We start from the raw sequence: 17,326 nt of genomic DNA, 5'->3' as shown, positions 1-17,326 counted from the left end.
GAGAAAATATGAATGTTTCAAAAGCTGAGATAGTAATCAGTGCTGTATCAAAAGCTCAGTATCCTACTGAAATCTTACCGGAGGTTGTTCTTCTGGGGCGATCTAACGTCGGTAAATCGTCCTTTATCAATACTTTAATTAGGCGTAAGGCTTTGGCTCGAACCAGCTCACAACCGGGAAAGACCCAAACCATGAATTTCTACCGGATCAATGAGCAGTTTTATTTTGTAGATATGCCGGGTTATGGATATGCTAAGGTTTCAAAAAAGGAGCGGGAGAAGTGGGGCCTGATGATTGAGGAATATCTTAGAGAACGGAAAAATATTGTTCAGGTATTCCAGCTGATTGATTCTCGGCATAAACCATCCGAAGATGATCAGCTGATGTATGATTGGTTATGCTATTATGGCATTAATCCTGTAGTTATTGCTACTAAAGCAGATAAGCTATCTAAGAATGATGCAAAGAAATCAACAGCTCAAATTCGCAAAGCTTTATCAGCAGAACAGAATCAGAAGATTATTTTATTCTCGGCAGAATCGTTACTTGGTAAAGAAGAAGCATGGAAATGCATTGAAGGCAAGATTTAAAGGGCTATATGCCCTTTTTATTTGGAGAAAAATGTTAAACGAAATGGAAGTCAGAAAAGCTGCTGCTAAAGCTGGAATTGATCTGATTGGATTTTTTTCAGTGGAGCCATTGTATGAATGTCTGGAAATCATGCAAGACCGATATCGTAAAAACTATTTAACTGGATTTGAGGGGGATCTTCCGGAAAAACGGATTAAATTCAGTGAATATTATGAACAGGCTAAAATGGGAATCGCTTTTGGAGTCAACTATTTTCAGGGGTTTGAAGAACCACCGGACATCAATGAGCGTTGTCAACTGGCATCAGTTGCCTGGGGGCAGGATTATCATAACGTTCTACAAAAAAAAGCAGAAGCGCTTATGGCAGACTTAAATTCAAATCAATATGTTGGTAATAAAATAGATTACAAAATATTTATTGATAATAGCGGCCTGATCGATCGTGGGTCGGCATACCGGGCAGGTCTTGGCTTCTTTGGAAAAAATAATTGCCTGATTAACGAGAAAATGGGCTCCTTTTTTTTCATTGGCCAAATCCTGCTCAATCAGCAAATCCCCTTCAAAAAAAGTATTGCTGTTAAAAGTGGTTGCGGTGATTGTCGAAATTGTATTGATGCTTGTCCAACAGGTGCCTTGGGTGAGAACTTCCATTTTGATCCCCGTAAATGCATTTCTTATTTGACTCAAAAAAAAGAAATCATGGAATCAGAAGAAAAATATTTTACCCAATATATTTACGGTTGTGACAGATGCCAGATCACTTGTCCATATAATCAGGAACTGGATAAAACGGGTGACCCTTCTTTTATTACAGGTGTTGAAGATAAGTACCCCTTTCCCGAAGAAGTTATAAAAATGACGAATCGTGAATTCAAAAATTATTTTAAAAAAACCTCAGCTGGTTGGCGGGGAAAAAAAAATCTCATAAGAAACACAAAACTGATTATGAAAAACAGATCAAAAGTGATATAATACTAAAGTTAGAAATCAATATGTGGAGGAATCAATGGTTAGAGATCGTTTTGCGCCAAGTCCGACTGGAAATGTTCACGTTGGCAGTTTAAGAACGGCGTTGTATAATTATATCTATGCAAAAAAAATGAATGGAAAATTTTTGCTGCGTCTGGAAGATACAGACAGGACCAGGCTTGAAGAAGGTGCGACAGAAAATCTGTTAAATGCTTTAATGGTAACAGCAATCAATCCTGATGAAGGTCTGGTGCTAAAAGATAGTAAACCGGATCAAGTGGGCGAACTGGGACCTTATATTCAATCTGAGCGTTTAGATATTTATAGAAAGTATATTACGCAATTATTGGAAAAAGGAGTTGCCTACTATTGTTTTTGTTCTAAAGAGCGGCTGGATCAAGTGCGTGAAGAACAAAAGGAAAAGGGTGAAACTCCCCGATATGACGGACATTGTCGTACTTTATCGATAGATGAAGTCGATCAAAGGATAAAAAATGGAGAGTCTTATACCATCCGGCTAAAACTCCCTGAAAATCATATCATTGCTTTTGATGACCAGGTCCGGGGACATATTGAGATTAATACGGATGACCTTGATGATCAGGTGCTGATAAAAGCCGATGGTTTCCCAACCTATCATTTTGCCGTGGTAGTAGACGACCATTTAATGGAAATAACACATGTAATTAGAGGCGAGGAATGGCTGCCTTCTACACCAAAACACATCTATTTATATGAATGTTTTGAATGGGAAAAGCCGATTTTTGTTCATCTGCCTAACATTCTGAATAACGACAGAAAGAAACTCAGCAAACGTCAAGGCGATGTATCGGTAGAAGATTTTCTCAAGAAAGGCTACCTGCCGGAAGCTTTAATTAATTTTCTGGCTCTATTGGGATGGAGTCCTGACAGCGATCAGGAAATCTTTTCTTTGCCAGAACTGATTGAAGCCTTTGATTTTTCCAGAATCAATAAATCCGGAGCTGTTTTTGACAGAGCAAAATTAAACTGGATGAACGCCCAATACATCAGACTTTTACCAACAGAACAATTTATACAGAAGATGCTGCCATTTTTACTGGAAGCAGGAATGCTGACCGCTGATGAAGTGTCTCAAAAAGAAGCGTGGTTAGAAAAGGTCGCTGACCTACTAAAGGAACGAATCGAATATTTTGCCCAGGTACCCGATGAATTATCTCAGATACTTTCTGATGATATTCAAATTACTGATGAAGAAGCCTTGGGACTAATAGCTGAAGAATCGACAAAACGTCTATTTAATGCATTGGTGACAAAAGTTAATGAATCGGAAAACCTTGATTCTGAACGTGCAAAAGCTATAATAAAAGAAATTCAGAAAGAAGAAAAAATTAAAGGAAAAATGCTCTATATGCCGACTCGAATTATGATTACCGGGGAAATGCATGGACCAGATTTAACCCTGATCATGGATGTTTTAGGCAAAGAAGCAGTGCTGGCGAGACTTGAAGCCGTGAAGTCACTGATTGAAAATTGAGGAGCTTTGAGGAGGCATAAAAATGAGTAAAAGAACTAAAAAATCAAGTAAATCAAAGAGCTCAATACTTTTAATTGCTGTTATCATCTTAATCGGCTTGAGTTCATATGTTTTATTCAATGGCTTTAATGTTGGCATTTACAATATTGGTAATATTGGTTCTAAAATTAATTATGGTTTGGATTTAACTGGTGGAGTTAATGTTGTTTTGGAAGCAAGCTCTACTGATGATGATCCGGTTTCTGTCGAAGATATGGAATCGGCAATATTGACTATCAGTCAGCGTATTGATTCAATTGGTGTAACTGAGCCGACCATTACTAAACAGGGCGATGACCGAATTCGTGTTTCAATTCCTTCAGTCAGTGATCAGGAAGAGGCATTGGCACTAATAGGGGCTACAGCTCAGTTGGAATTTCTGGCACCGGACGGTTCTGTCATTTTAACCGGCGAAGATGTCATTGATTCTAAAGCTGTTATGCAGACGAATAGTGCTGGCGTAGAACAACCGGTTGTAACCCTAGAATTTAGTGATAATGGGACAGACTTATTTGCGGAAGCGACACAAACCTATATTGGCCAGACGATTACCATTAAACTTGACGACGAGGTCATTTCAGCACCTACAGTAAATGCAGCAATCACCTCGGGTGAAGCGGTAATTGAAGGAATGGAAAGCCTTGATGAAGCTGGAAATTTGGCGGCTCTGATTCGCGGTGGTGCTTTACCAGTTGAGTTAACACCTGTAGAGATCAGGACAATTGGACCAACACTAGGTCAGGATTCTCTGCAAAAAAGTATTTATGCTGGTGCGATTGGGATTGCTCTGGTATTAATCTTTATGCTGATTTTCTATCGTGGCTTGGGTATTATTGCTGATTTGGCCTTAATAATTTATATTCTGCTGTTTTTAACAGTTATGGTGGTCCTGAATGTAACGATCACATTACCGGGTATTGCAGGGCTGATATTATCGATTGGGATGGCGGTGGATGCCAATGTAATTATCTTTGAACGTATCAAAGAAGAATCAAGATTGGGAAAATCCCTTTTAACAGCCATTGATTCAGGATTTTCGCGAGCCTTTACCACTATTCTTGATTCAAACATCACCACTTTGATTGCCGGATTTGTTTTATTCTTTTTAGGCAGCGGCAGTGTACAGGGATTCTCGGTTACTTTAATTATCGGGATTTTACTGAGTATGTTTACAGCAGTGGTGATTACCAGACATCTGATTACCCTGATGGTTCGAACCGAACTGTTTAAAAATCAGAAATTTTATGGTATTTAGGAGGAAGAATAAATGAAAAAAATGCAAATCGTTGAAAAAAGTAAAATATGGTTTATTCTTTCAGCTATATTGATTGTCATCAGTTTGGGATCATTGATGATTCAAGGACTAAATTTTGGGATCGATTTTATCGGCGGTACGATTATTACCATTGATTTAAAGACGCCCTTTGAAACCAGTGATGTTCGAACCATTGTTGATGAATATGACGCGGATGCCGATATAACCAATGCAGGTGACGAAGGAACACAAGTCATCATCTCAACAAAAAAAGATTTATCAACAGAAGAGAGAACAGGCTTGTTTAGTGCATTTCAGGAACAATATAGCCTGGAAAGCACCGATCTTTTATCGATTGATACGGTAAGTCCTTCAATTGGAGCAGAAGTGACCTATAATGCCATTATTGCCTCTCTGGTGGCCGTTGTTCTAATGCTTGCCTATATAACATTCCGCTTCGAGTTTTTATTCGGTTTAACTGCGATTGTAGCCCTGGTTCATGATTTAATTATTGTTCTGGGTGTTTATTCGCTCTTTCAGATTCAGGTCAACTCACCATTTATTGCAGCTATCCTGACTATTTTAGGATACTCAATCAATGATACGATTGTTGTCTTTGACAGAATCCGCGAGAATAGAAATCGCTTCGGTAAATTTGAATATGAAATTCTGGTGGATACCAGTGTTTCTCAAACAATTCAGCGAAGTATCAATACTTCATTAACAACTTTATTAGCGATTGGTTCGATCTATGTATTAGGCGTTCAGTCGATTAGAGATTTTGCACTACCGTTAATCGTCGGAATTGTCAGTGGAACATACTCTTCAATCTTTATAGCCAGTACCCTCTGGTGCAAAATAAAGGAAAAACAATCCGATAAGGTTAAAACTAAAAAAAATATGGCAAATAGTTAAATTTAAGCAAAGACAGCCTCAATTAAGTTTCTTAATTGAGGCTGTCTTTAAAGATATAAAAGGGGGGCGTTGATGATTGCTACGAAATGGCATAATAGAAAAAAAAATAGTGACATTAACATAACTGAACGGAGAATAGAGTATTCAGAGCAGTTAGGCATTGATCCGATTATAGCCGATATCCTAATCGGTAGAGGTATAACTTCTCTTTCTGAGTGCGAACAGTATCTTTACCCGAAAATAAGCGATAGTAATGATCCTTTTTTACTGCCTGATATGCAATTAGCGGTGGACCGGATTCTAACTGCTAAAAATAAACAGGAGAAAATAATTCTATATGGCGATTATGATGTTGACGGCACAGTTGGCGTTTCCATCCTTTATATGTTTTTACGCAAGATATCCTGTAATGTAGAATATTATATTCCCAATCGTCTGAAAACCGGATATGGCTTACACATGGATCCGCTTAATGATCTGATTGAAGATGGAATGAATTTATTGGTGACTGTCGATAATGGGATATCTTCGATTCGAGAAATTGAATTTTTAAATCAATCCGCTGTCGATGTTATTATAACAGACCATCACGAATGTCATGGCGAACTACCTGGGGCATTGGCGATTATAAATCCTAAAAGACCTGACTCATTGTATCCTTTTAAGGGGTTGTGCGGAGCCGGCGTTTCATTTAAACTGATTCAGGCTTTAGTAAGTGCCTTGAATATTGATGTTGATTTACAGGAGTATATTGAATGTGTTTCTGTGGCAACAGTTTCTGATTTAGTTCCTTTAAAAGATGAAAATAGATTATTAGTCAAAGAAGGGCTTAAATTCTTAAATCAGGATCCGAAAAATATGGGACTTCGCAAGCTGATTGAAATCAGTGAATTGGAGGAGATCAAGGCCTGGCATTATGGATTTATTTTAGGACCCAAGATCAATGCTGCTGGCAGACTAGGAGAAGCACATAAAATCGTCAGTCTTCTGACGACTAATGACTCTGAAAAAGCATATTCTTTAGCGGCTTTTTTAAGTGATGAGAATAGAAAGAGACAGGAACTGGAAAAAGAAATTCTTGAAAAGGCAATGACCCAGATTGAAGAAAAAAAACTATATGAACGGGATCTGATTCTTGTTTACGGTGAGGGTTGGCACTCAGGCGTGATTGGAATTGTAGCCAGTCGTATTCAGGAAAAATATTATCGTCCAGTTATAGTGATTGGAATAGAAAATGATTTGGGTAAAGGTTCGTGCCGAAGTGTTGAGGGGTTTGATATTTTTAAGGCTTTGAGTGCTTGTGGTGATATCTATAAGAGTTTCGGTGGTCATGAACAGGCAGCGGGTCTAAGTATTAAGAAAGAGAATATTGCTCAACTTGAAAAACGTTTGGAAGATTACACAATACAGGTTGGCCTTAAAAATCTTTTAGTTGCTCCTGTATATTTTGATATCAGGATGAATAGTGATGCATTTAATATAGAATGGTATGGACAGCTGGATAAAATTGAACCTACAGGTATTGGAAATCCGGGCATCAATTTTTTAATTGATGGTTCAAATATCAAGAAATTTGGAAGAATGGGCAAGGAAAAGGACCACCTGTGGATTGATTTTAACGGAATCAGAGCTGTAGGGTTTTGGATGGCAGAATTTTATGAGTTGCTTTTAGGGGTAACAGATTATAAAGAAATTAATCTAATTGTTAAGCCATCAATTAACGAATTCAACGGAATTAAAAGCCTCCAGCTGCAGATTAAAGATATTAAAAGAAATCCCCTTGAAAATCATGAGCAAGCGAAAATCATTTTATCCAATATCATTAACCAGAAAGTTTTAAATAGATGGCAGATTACAACTTTAATAAATGGCATAGATCCGGAAGAAGTAGCCATTACTTTACCGGAATTACGTGCTATTTACAAGTATCTGAAGCAGTTTAATAATAAAGAACTGGATTTCTCATTTTTTGAAAATTGCGTTTATTCGCCATTTAAGATATTAAGTTCAATCGAAATTCTCAGGGAAAATGATTTGCTTACGATTAAAAGCCAAAATGAATTTGATATCCTGACTTTTATTCCGACAAATGAAAAAAAGGATATTCAAAATTCGAATCTAATGATAAAATTAAAAAAAATAAAAAATGAAGAGGGAGAATAAAATGGAATTGAAGAATTATATTGACATCTATGAGGGTTTTCCCAAAGATGGAATAAGCTTTAAGGATATTAATAGTTTAATTGTCGATCCCCAAGCTTACAAAATGGCAATTGATGAAATGACAAAAGTTGCCAGAGCACTGGACGCAACGCTGATTGCTATACCAGAATCAAGAGGTTACATATTTGGTGCGCCAATTGCCTATCAGTTAGGAGCAGGTCTTGTCCCTGTCAGAAAGCCCGGTAAACTTCCAGGAGAAGTTATAGCAGAAGAATATGACTTGGAATATGGGTCAAATATTGTGGAAATTCAAAAAAAACTGATTAAGCCAGGTGATCGCGTTGTTTTAGTTGATGATCTCTTAGCAACTGGTGGAACCATGAAGGCGGCGGTTCAACTGATTGAAAAAATGGGCGGTCAAATTGCCGGTTTGATTACTCTTATCGAATTAACTGAACTCGGCGGACGTGAACTATTAAAGGATTATTTTATTCATTCTCTTGTAACCTATAAGTATTAATTTCAAAGAAAGCAGATACAATATGGAAAATGATGCAGTTAAAGGAAAAATTGACAATGTAATAAACCTGGTAAAGGCTCATAATAAGGATGCAGATACTGATATGATTATGCGTGCCTACGAGTTGGCGCGGAGTGCGCATAAAGATCAGAAAAGACTTTCCGGGGAAGATTATGTAATCCATCCAGTTTCAGTTGCCTATATTCTAGCAGAAATGGATATGGATACTGAAACGATTGTAGCTGCTATTCTGCATGATGTCATCGAGGATACCGAATATTCCTATGATTATATTAAGGAAAACTTTAGTGAGTCGGTTGCCAATCTGGTTGAAGGCGTTACAAAAATAGGTCGGATTGGTTTTCAGTCAAAAGAAGAAAGTCAGGCTGAGAATTTAAGGAAAATGATTTTGGCTATGTCAAAAGACATTAGGGTAATTCTCATTAAGCTGGTGGACCGTCTTCATAATATGCGCACACTGGAGTACATGAGGGAGTCTAAACAGATTGAAAAAGCAAAGGAAACCCTGGATATTTATGCTCCTTTGGCCAATCGTCTTGGTATTTCCACAATAAAATGGGAACTCGAGGATCTGGCGCTAAAATATATTGACCCTACAGGTTATTATGATCTGGTTAATAAGATCAAGATGAAAAAAAATGCCAGAGAAGCCTATATTAATGATGTCATTGATATTCTAAAAAGAGAAATCAGTCAGGTTGGAACAAATGCTGAGATTTATGGTCGCTCCAAGCATTTTTACAGTATTTATCGAAAAATGAAATCCCAGAACAAATCTTTTGATGAGATATACGATCTGATTGCTGTTCGGGTAATCGTCGATTCCCTCAAGGACTGTTACGGGGTTCTGGGCGTTGTTCATTCTCAATGGACGCCGATTCCTGGACGATTTAAAGATTATATAGCCATGCCTAAGCCTAATCTCTACCAGTCTATTCATACGACTGTAATGGGTCCAAAGGGTGAACCTTTCGAGATACAGATCCGAACCAAAGAAATGCATGAGACAGCAGAATATGGGATCGCGGCCCATTGGAAATACAAGGAAGGAAATGCGGATTCAAAGGATAAGCGACAGGAAGTTCAAATGTCCTGGCTAAGACAGATGCTGGAACTGCAGCGGGAATCTGAAGATGCGGGAGAGCTTTTAGAGACCATAAAAGTTGACCTTCTAAATGAAGAAGTTTATGTGTTTTCTCCAAAAGGTACGGTCATTCCTTTGCCAGCTGGTTCATGTCCCCTTGATTTTGCCTATCGGATTCATAGCGATATTGGTAACAACTGTGTGGGTGCTCGCGTCAACAATAAGATTGTACCCCTTAATAGTACACTTAAAAGCGGTGATATTGTAGAGGTGATGACCTCCAAGAATTCCAATGGTCCAAGCCGGGATTGGCTTACTTTTGTTAAAAGTGCCCATGCCAGAAATAAGATTAAGCAGTATTTTAAAAAGGAAGAAAAAGATGAGAATATCCAGAAGGGAAAGCTGATTCTGGAAAAAGAAATTAAAAGAGAAGGTCTGCAGCAGACCGGACTTTTAAATCTTAATAATCTCGAAATACTGGCTGAAAACTGCAATTATAAAAATGTCAGTGATTTTTATGCGGCAATCGGATATAATGGCATCAAAATTGGGACAGTTTTTCAAAAGATGAAAATGCTTTTTCCAAAGGAATTTCCGGAAGAAGTGGAAGAACTGGTCATTAAAAAACCCCAAAAGGACGGGAAATCTTCGGGGAGTACAGTTATAGTGGCGGGCTATAATGAAATTGATGTTCATTTTGCCAAATGCTGTAATCCGGTACCGGGTGATAACATTGTCGGATATATTACAAAAGGTAGAGGAATCTCTGTTCACCGAGCAGACTGTTCAAATGTCTTAAATCTATCTGATCCGAATCGAATTGTGGAAGTGGAGTGGAATAAATACAGTTCCGGTTCATTTACGGCAGAAATTCATATTAAGGCTCTTGAAGCCCAGGGAACAGTTATAAAAATATCGAAAGTCTTTCTCGAAATGAACATACCGGTCACCGCTTTAAATGCTAAAAACGAAAAAAATGGCTATGATTTCTTCTCAGCTACCTGTGAGGTTAAGAGCCGAAGAGAACTTAATCTATTAATAAAAAATTTATATAAAATTAAGGAGGTTAACCAGATTTATCGGGTTTAAACTATGAGAGCGATAGTACAGCGTGTAAAGTCATCCAGTGTTACAATTGATAATAAATTGGTAGCTTCAATTAGTTGTGGACTAAATGTTTTGCTGGGGATCAAAGGAGACGATACTGAAAAAGATATGAATTATATTATTGGCAAAATCTTAAATCTGCGGATTTTTGATGATGCTGAAGGAAAAATGAATGAATCGGTCCAGGATGTTATGGGAGAAATTCTAATTGTTTCACAGTTTACTTTATATGGTGATTGTCGCAAAGGCCGGAGGCCCAGTTATATCCGCAGTGGACCTGTTGAGCAGGCTGAAGAGAAATATCATACTTTTGTCAGGAAATTTAAAGATCAAACAAATCTCAATGTTGAAACTGGCGTTTTTCAAGCCGATATGGAAGTCAGTATCGTCAATGATGGACCAGTAACCATTCTATTGGATAGTGAAAAGGTGTTTTAGGAGGAAAAATGGAAATAGAAAAATTAAGCCTTGGAAGTATGGGAACAAATTGTTATCTAATCTGGGATGACAATAAAAATGGTATCATTATCGATCCGGGGTTTATGGATAACCGTGTTGAAGAAATTATAAAAGATAAAGATTTAAAAATTAAATATATTGTATTAACTCATGGTCATTTCGACCATCTTGGCGGTGTTGAACACCTGCGAAAATTGACCCAGGCTCAGGTGTTGATCCATGCTGAAGACAGTGATTGTCTAACAAATCCCCAGAGAAATCTTTCCTATCTTGCGGGCATGAATCTTGAGTGTGGCAAGGCTGATGGATATTTAGTTGAAAGTGAAAATCTGAAAGTAGGGGATCTGGATTTTCGGATAATTCATACACCTGGTCACTCAAAAGGCGGTGTCAGCCTACTTATCAATAAGTACCTTTTTTCCGGAGATACATTGTTTAACACTTCGATAGGTCGGACAGATTTTATGGATGGAAATCTGGATGAACTGCTGACAAATATTCGCGAAAAACTGCTTATTCTACCCGATGACACAATTGTTTATCCAGGTCACGGAGAGAATACCACCATTGGGTATGAAAAATTGCATAATCCCTTTTTACAGGGCCGTTATTAGGAGATACTCGATGAGCATTCTCCTTTTTAATTTAGAAAACCCTGATCTGGAATATTATTTTCATGAAATGGTTCAGGCATTTGAACCGGGCATTAAAAATGTCTGGGAAGGGGACTGGGATGGAAAGCTTACTCAAAGTATTAAGGGGCTTGAAATTGAATACCAGCTTGAGTGGAAAGAAAAACAAAATTTTGCAAAAAAATATTCTGTTTCAAGTCAGCAGGATCTTGAGGACAAAGGTATCTACAAGGGATATCTATATGATTTTTTAAGTGAATATTATCAAAAGGAACTGATGTGGGGAAGTTTGACAGGAATTAAACCCGTAAAAATTGTTCAAAAGCTTCAAAGACAGGGATTGACAGAAACTTTGATAAAGAAAAAGCTGATGGATTATTATCGAGTCAGCGATGACCGTACCCAGCTTCTTTTAGAACTGGCGAAAAAACAGCGCGAAATTATTGAAGAAGGTAAGAAGAAAATCAGTATTTACATTGGTATTCCACTTTGTCCGTCAAAATGTTCCTACTGTTCGTTTGTCTCAACAATTGTTGATCGGAAACGGCAAAATCTGAATCAATACTTTGCTAATTTACTGATAGAAATTGAAGAAATTGGGAAGCTGATAAAAGAAAAAAACATTACAGTGGATTCTATCTATATAGGCGGTGGGACGCCAACAGTTTTAACGGCTAATCAACTAGATGAACTTTTCTTAATGCTTGATAAAACTTTTGCATTAAATCAGTTAAGAGAGTTTACACTTGAGGCAGGGAGAACGGATACTCTATCAGATGAAAAATTAATGATTGCAAAAAAATTTGGTGTTGATCGAATCTGTTTAAATCCCCAATCGATGAATCAGAAAACCTTGGATACAGTAAAACGTCCCTGTTCTGCTACGGACATTAGTCATTTTGCTGAAATGGTCAGGTTTTTAAAGTTTGAAAATTTAAATATGGATCTGATAATTGGTTTAGGCGAAGAAAAATCTGACGATTTTTTAAACAGCCTAAATCAAGTATTAGACTTTCAACCCGAGAATATTACAATTCACAACCTTTCAGTAAAAAAAGGATCAAAAATAAAAAATGATTTTGGAATTAAAGTGAATGAAGGTTACGGTGAGAGCTTTTACCAGCAAGTGAGAAAAATCCTTCTAAGTCATGGTTATAACCCATACTATTTGTACCGGCTTAAATATACTTGTGGCAATAGCGAAAATGTTGGCTATTCATTAAAAAATAAAGAAGGTATTTATAATATTATGATGATGTCAGAAACGCAGACAGTTATAGGTATTGGTGCTGGAGCAACAGGTAATATTTATGATGAGGAACGTGATGAGATCAAAAAAATATTTACCGTCAAAGATGTAAAAACTTATAACGACCGTTTTTACGATATTCTAGATAAAAAGAAGACAATAATTAAGGAACTGCTAAAAGTTAAGTAGGAAAAACTAAAAACTTAAAGAGATTTTGTTATAAATACTTTGATAATATTGAGAGATATTAGCTTGCATAAGATGATTTATAACGTTGTTTTGGCTAAAATTAAAACCGAATAAGGTTTTTTCTTGACATAATAAGTTCTTGATTATTATAATATATAGGTTAAGAATGATAATAGGTGGAGGTAGAATGAATACATATTATAGAAATTTTCTTTGTGGAGAATTAAATGCGACAAACGTTTCTGAGACAGTCAGAATTTGTGGATGGGCTGACAACAGGAGAAATCTTGGTGGTGTCTTATTTATTGATCTAAGAGATAGGTCTGGAAAAGTTCAGCTAGTCGTTAATGAAGAGAATAAGGAAGTCTTTGAAATAGCCGAACGAGTTCGAAATGAGTTTGTCCTTTCAGTTACAGGAAAAGTAAACCATCGAGATGCACAAAATGTAAATAAAAGTTTAAAAACGGGTGAGATTGAAATTGAGATCACTGAAATAAAAATACTTGATACTGCGGCAACACCACCAATTTACATTGAAGACAATGATCAAAGTAATGAGGCAGTTAGACTTAAATACCGTTATCTTGATTTACGAAAACCAAAATTTCAAAAGATTCTGATGACACGGCACAAAACCGCCAGTATTGTAAGAAATTATTTGGACGAAAAAGGATTTTTAGAAGTGGAAACACCTATACTTGCCCGTCCGACACCTGAAGGCGCCAGAGATTTTTTGGTTCCATCGCGTGTACAGAAAGGTAACTTCTTTGGTCTGCCCCAGTCTCCGCAATTGTACAAACAGATACTGATGATTTCTGGTGTAGATCGTTATTACCAGATTGCAAAATGTTTTAGAGATGAAGATTTAAGACAGGATCGTCAGCCGGAATTTACTCAAATTGATATGGAAATGTCTTTTGTTGATAAAGATGATATTATTGCCATCAGTGAAGAAATGATTGCTCGCGTGATGAAAGAAATCAAGGGTGTTGATATTTCATTACCGATGCCAAGAATGACATATCAGGAAGCCATGGATCAGTATGGTTCTGATAAACCGGACACTCGTTTTGATCTAAAACTGATTGATTTATCAGACTGTGTTAAAGATTCTGAGTTCAAAGTTTTTTCGGGAGCAATCAAAAAAGGTGGCAGCGTAAGAGCAATCAATGCAAAAGATGCCCAGGACAAACTGAGTAAAAAGACTATAAAAAATCTGGAAAAATATGCTCAGATCTATAAAGCAAAAGGATTGGCATGGATTGATGTTTCTGAAGGTGAAATGAAGTCGCCTATTCTTAAGTTTATTTCGGAAGAAGAAAAAGAAGCTATCTTTGAAAAAACAAATGCGGAACCAGGAGATTTAATTTTTATTATTGCCGATACCAACGAGATTGTATGCACGGCATTAGGGCAATTGAGACTTGAACTTTCAAGAAAGCTGGAACTTGATTTATCAGGTATGTATAATTTCTTATGGGTAACTGATTTCCCACTGCTGGAATATGACTCGGAAGCAGGTCGATATACAGCTAAGCATCACCCTTTCACTGCTCCGCTAACAGAAGATCTTGAATATCTGGAAACAGATATTGAAAAGGTTAGAGCTGATGCTTATGATATGGTTATAAACGGTGTTGAACTTGGAGGCGGAAGTCTTCGTATTCATAATCAGGATATTCAGGAACGAGTCTTTAAAGCATTAGGATTTAGTTTAGAATCAGCCTGGGAACAATTTGGGTTTTTACTTGAAGCATTAAAATACGGAACTCCACCTCATGGTGGACTGGCTTTTGGTTTAGATCGTCTGATTATGTTATTAACAGATCACGATAACATTCGTGACGTCATTGCTTTTCCAAAGACGCAAAATCACAGCTGTCTTATGATGAATGCACCAGCTGAAGCTAGCCTGGATCAACTTATTGATTTGGGGATCAGCTTGGATGAAATTTAATGAAAGAGATTGGAGTCATCAAAAAACAGCAGGGGAGTAGTGCTGTTGTTAGTATTAAACGACATGCTGCCTGTGGAGATTGTGGTGCTTGTCAAATTGGTAAAGATAAAGCCAGTGTTGAAACGGTCGCAAAAAATCCGATTCATGCAGCCGTTGGTGAAACAGTAGAAGTGGAAATGGAATTTGTCAGTGTTTTTCGAGCGGCGATGATCTGTTATGGGATTCCTCTTATCTTTTTTCTGCTCGGAAGCTTGCTTTCATATGTGCTTGTAGCTCAGCTGAATTTAGAGCTTGACATGGTACTGACACCATTTTTCACCGGGTTAATTTTTCTGATTATTGCATATTTGGGAATTCGTACTTTTGACAAAAAAGGACATTTTTCAAGCCGGTATACACCAGTGATTACTGGAACTACTGCGCCAATTGAAGAATCCTGTACTCCAGCTCAGCACAAGATGGGGCATTGATGTTTTGGGTGCATTAATTAAAATATAGATAAAATTTTAATTAATGCACCTCAATTTAAAATAATTAAAAAGCTGATTTTTTGCTTAACTGACAGTTGAGTTTTATTAGCCTTAAAGTTTAGCAGGTTCTTAACTAATGTAAAAAAGACTTGATTATTTTTTCAAATATTATTATAATATAAACACTGTCTGGGTGTGGCGCAGCTTGGTAGCGCGCTTGACTGGGGGTCAAGAGGCCGGAGGTTCAAGTCCTCTCACTCAGACCATTATTTTAAAGGTGATAAAATGAAACTATTTAAGAAAAGAAATTCGAAACGAGTCAAGTCTTTGCGTAATCTGATAATTGGCCTCGTTTTTTTTTTATTGTAGGGATTCTTGCCGTTTCAAGTTATTTAAGCAACATGAGTATGCTGCTTGACAAAGAACGTTATACGGAATCAGTTGAAACTGATTTGTATTTTTTCAAAAGCGTAGGTTATCGTGACATTGATAATTTTCAAACAAGTGATCTGACGCTGGGTGAGGGTGAAAAAGCTAATGGATATAAAAGCTTAACAAGTAGTCCTAAGGTGGTTAACATTGAATATGTTAATGAACAGATCAGTGTGATTGATCAATTAATAGAAGACGCCTACTATAACAATTGGAGCCGGGTAGTCGGAGAAATTGTTACTAATTATCAGGGAATGAACAGTATTACCAGTCAAATTGAAGAAGCTGAACGCGAAAAACAGGCATTTCTGGTTGAAAGTGTTCAATATATGGGTTATACCCTGGAAGAACTTCAGGCAGCTCGCCAGACATTTGTTGATTTATCTGGAGGAATCGCACGAGATATTACTTTAAATAATCTTCATATGCATTCCAGTGGATATATATTTACAGAAATTAAACCAGTTGAAAAAGTATTAAATCAGGAAATGCTCCCTTATGTGACCATAAATCTTCTAGATACTATTGGAAAAATTGATCAGGAATCCACCACCCAATTGAAAGTAGTTAATAACGATCATCTTTTTATTGCTTTTACTGTCGACAAGGATGTTGGAATCATGGGTGAAGAAGAAATGATGGAACTCAAAGAGGAGATGGTGGGTACAACTGACAAAGGCATTAATCAGGAATATTATGATTTTTTGGTCCGTCGGATTGATCAGCTGCTCTATTATCCTGAAATTCGCTTTAAATATGATGATAAAGAGTATTCCAGTTATTTGATAGACGAAGTTGAGGATAGTGACAAAAAGATTGTTATTCTGATGCTTAAGGATTATGTCAATGTCTTTTCTCAAATGGTAATGACTGAGGCAGAAGTTTATCTGCAGGATTATGATGCTTTTGTGATACCCGAAACTGCAGTTTATACAGATAATGATGAAAATTATGTACAAACAGTTTCGAAAGGATACTTTAATGATCCATTGCCAGTTGAAATTGAAAAAACAGTTGACGGTGATGTTGTGTTGAAAACTTCAGCAAATCCGTATTTGAGCAGTGGAACTAGAATCCGTATATATCCTTAAGGAGGAAATGATGATTGCAACAAATATTGAGCATTTAAAACAGGAAATCCCTGAAGATGTAACCCTGGTTGCCGTGACAAAATATCATGACCTTAATGAGACGCAGGCTGTAGTTGATGCTGGGGTTATCGATCTTGGTGAGAGCCGAGTTCAGGATTTTCTAAAAAAATATGTTGAAATCGACAATGTAAGGTGGCACTTTATTGGCCATCTTCAAAAGAATAAAGTTAAACAAATTATTGGGAAAGTATATTTAATTCACTCAATTGATTCAATCGAATTACTCGAAATTGTTAATCGTGAGAGTGAAAAAGCCGGAGTTGTAACAGATGTGTTACTGCAGCTTAACTTGGCAGAAGAAGAATCAAAGTATGGTTTTGCCATTACTGAATTAAACCAGGTACTTGAAAGTGTAACAGGCTTTGATGCAATACAGGTTAGAGGTTTGATGGCTATGGGACCACATACGGAAAATAATGAAGAAATTCAAAAGATTTTTGTAGAATTAAAGCAAATTTATGATAAAATAAAAGAGCATTCGCAGGAGAAAAACATAAAGATGGAAGTTTTATCTATGGGAATGACAGATGATTATAAAATTGCAATCAAAGAAGGCTCGACTCTAGTTAGAATTGGGCGAAAAATATTTAGTAGCGAGGAGATTTAG

15 protein-coding genes and 1 tRNA gene are annotated in these 17,326 nt (G+C 36.9%); all 16 read left to right on the top strand.

Annotated features, from left to right (window positions below; translation table 11 throughout):
- Window positions 1-8: 8 nt before the first annotated feature.
- The 16 genes from yihA to Q5O24_08235 all read left to right on the top strand — a co-directional run bounded on the left by yihA (window position 9) and on the right by Q5O24_08235 (window position 17,326).
- On the top strand, window positions 9-590 hold the full coding sequence (yihA, locus tag Q5O24_08310; GenBank protein ID WKY46390.1) for a ribosome biogenesis GTP-binding protein YihA/YsxC: 582 nt from the start codon (window positions 9-11) through the stop codon (window positions 588-590).
- 31 nt (window positions 591-621) lie between these two features.
- Window positions 622-1,563, top strand: coding sequence for a tRNA epoxyqueuosine(34) reductase QueG (gene queG, locus Q5O24_08305; GenBank protein WKY46389.1), 942 nt, complete (start codon window positions 622-624; stop codon window positions 1,561-1,563).
- 34 nt (window positions 1,564-1,597) lie between these two features.
- Window positions 1,598-3,076: a glutamate--tRNA ligase gene (gene gltX / locus Q5O24_08300; GenBank protein WKY46388.1), complete on the top strand. Its 1,479-nt coding sequence runs from the start codon at window positions 1,598-1,600 to the stop codon at window positions 3,074-3,076.
- A 22-nt stretch (window positions 3,077-3,098) separates the two neighbouring features.
- Complete coding sequence (secD, locus tag Q5O24_08295; protein WKY46387.1) at window positions 3,099-4,370, top strand: protein translocase subunit SecD; 1,272 nt, start codon at window positions 3,099-3,101, stop codon at window positions 4,368-4,370.
- A 12-nt stretch (window positions 4,371-4,382) separates the two neighbouring features.
- Complete coding sequence (secF, locus tag Q5O24_08290; GenBank protein ID WKY46386.1) at window positions 4,383-5,285, top strand: protein translocase subunit SecF; 903 nt, start codon at window positions 4,383-4,385, stop codon at window positions 5,283-5,285.
- A gap of 72 nt (window positions 5,286-5,357) precedes the next feature.
- Window positions 5,358-7,448, top strand: coding sequence for a single-stranded-DNA-specific exonuclease RecJ (recJ, locus tag Q5O24_08285; GenBank protein ID WKY46385.1), 2,091 nt, complete (start codon window positions 5,358-5,360; stop codon window positions 7,446-7,448).
- A gap of 1 nt (window position 7,449) precedes the next feature.
- On the top strand, window positions 7,450-7,968 hold the full coding sequence (locus Q5O24_08280) for an adenine phosphoribosyltransferase (GenBank protein WKY46384.1): 519 nt from the start codon (window positions 7,450-7,452) through the stop codon (window positions 7,966-7,968).
- A gap of 22 nt (window positions 7,969-7,990) precedes the next feature.
- The gene (locus tag Q5O24_08275; GenBank protein WKY46383.1) at window positions 7,991-10,162 is read left to right on the top strand and encodes a bifunctional (p)ppGpp synthetase/guanosine-3',5'-bis(diphosphate) 3'-pyrophosphohydrolase; all 2,172 of its coding nucleotides are present in this window, start codon (window positions 7,991-7,993) and stop codon (window positions 10,160-10,162) included.
- Between the two features lie 3 nt (window positions 10,163-10,165).
- Window positions 10,166-10,618: a D-aminoacyl-tRNA deacylase gene (gene dtd, locus Q5O24_08270; GenBank protein ID WKY46382.1), complete on the top strand. Its 453-nt coding sequence runs from the start codon at window positions 10,166-10,168 to the stop codon at window positions 10,616-10,618.
- Window positions 10,619-10,626: 8 nt separating this feature from the next.
- Complete coding sequence (locus Q5O24_08265; protein ID WKY46381.1) at window positions 10,627-11,253, top strand: MBL fold metallo-hydrolase; 627 nt, start codon at window positions 10,627-10,629, stop codon at window positions 11,251-11,253.
- 10 nt (window positions 11,254-11,263) lie between these two features.
- The gene (gene hemZ, locus Q5O24_08260; GenBank protein WKY46380.1) at window positions 11,264-12,709 is read left to right on the top strand and encodes a coproporphyrinogen dehydrogenase HemZ; all 1,446 of its coding nucleotides are present in this window, start codon (window positions 11,264-11,266) and stop codon (window positions 12,707-12,709) included.
- A gap of 187 nt (window positions 12,710-12,896) precedes the next feature.
- On the top strand, window positions 12,897-14,666 hold the full coding sequence (aspS, locus tag Q5O24_08255; protein WKY46379.1) for an aspartate--tRNA ligase: 1,770 nt from the start codon (window positions 12,897-12,899) through the stop codon (window positions 14,664-14,666).
- On the top strand, window positions 14,666-15,136 hold the full coding sequence (locus Q5O24_08250; protein WKY46378.1) for a SoxR reducing system RseC family protein: 471 nt from the start codon (window positions 14,666-14,668) through the stop codon (window positions 15,134-15,136). Before aspS ends, Q5O24_08250 begins: the two co-directional genes overlap by 1 nt.
- Before the next feature lie 189 nt (window positions 15,137-15,325).
- Window positions 15,326-15,402, top strand: a tRNA-Pro gene (locus tag Q5O24_08245).
- Window positions 15,403-15,543: 141 nt separating this feature from the next.
- Entirely contained in the window at window positions 15,544-16,659 is a 1,116-nt protein-coding gene (locus Q5O24_08240; GenBank protein ID WKY46377.1) for a hypothetical protein, read from the top strand.
- Between the two features lie 10 nt (window positions 16,660-16,669).
- A complete protein-coding gene (locus Q5O24_08235; protein WKY46376.1) occupies window positions 16,670-17,326 on the top strand; it encodes a YggS family pyridoxal phosphate-dependent enzyme in 657 nt (218 codons plus the stop codon).

The organism is Eubacteriaceae bacterium ES3 (assembly GCA_030586155.1).
Taxonomy (GTDB): Bacteria; Bacillota; Clostridia; order Eubacteriales; family Eubacteriaceae; genus Acetobacterium.
This window is presented reverse-complemented; position numbering and strand designations above follow the sequence as displayed.

Coding starts and splice junctions, on each gene's coding strand:
- Q5O24_08265 (WKY46381.1), top strand. CDS start 10,627: ATGGAAATAGAAAAATTAAGCCTTGGAAGTATGGGAACAAATTGTTAT.
- hemZ (WKY46380.1), top strand. CDS start 11,264: ATGAGCATTCTCCTTTTTAATTTAGAAAACCCTGATCTGGAATATTAT.
- Q5O24_08240 (WKY46377.1), top strand. CDS start 15,544: ATGCTGCTTGACAAAGAACGTTATACGGAATCAGTTGAAACTGATTTG.
- dtd (WKY46382.1), top strand. CDS start 10,166: ATGAGAGCGATAGTACAGCGTGTAAAGTCATCCAGTGTTACAATTGAT.
- secD (WKY46387.1), top strand. CDS start 3,099: ATGAGTAAAAGAACTAAAAAATCAAGTAAATCAAAGAGCTCAATACTT.
- queG (WKY46389.1), top strand. CDS start 622: ATGTTAAACGAAATGGAAGTCAGAAAAGCTGCTGCTAAAGCTGGAATT.
- Q5O24_08250 (WKY46378.1), top strand. CDS start 14,666: ATGAAAGAGATTGGAGTCATCAAAAAACAGCAGGGGAGTAGTGCTGTT.
- gltX (WKY46388.1), top strand. CDS start 1,598: ATGGTTAGAGATCGTTTTGCGCCAAGTCCGACTGGAAATGTTCACGTT.
- yihA (WKY46390.1), top strand. CDS start 9: ATGAATGTTTCAAAAGCTGAGATAGTAATCAGTGCTGTATCAAAAGCT.
- Q5O24_08275 (WKY46383.1), top strand. CDS start 7,991: ATGGAAAATGATGCAGTTAAAGGAAAAATTGACAATGTAATAAACCTG.
- Q5O24_08235 (WKY46376.1), top strand. CDS start 16,670: ATGATTGCAACAAATATTGAGCATTTAAAACAGGAAATCCCTGAAGAT.
- secF (WKY46386.1), top strand. CDS start 4,383: ATGAAAAAAATGCAAATCGTTGAAAAAAGTAAAATATGGTTTATTCTT.
- recJ (WKY46385.1), top strand. CDS start 5,358: ATGATTGCTACGAAATGGCATAATAGAAAAAAAAATAGTGACATTAAC.
- aspS (WKY46379.1), top strand. CDS start 12,897: ATGAATACATATTATAGAAATTTTCTTTGTGGAGAATTAAATGCGACA.
- Q5O24_08280 (WKY46384.1), top strand. CDS start 7,450: ATGGAATTGAAGAATTATATTGACATCTATGAGGGTTTTCCCAAAGAT.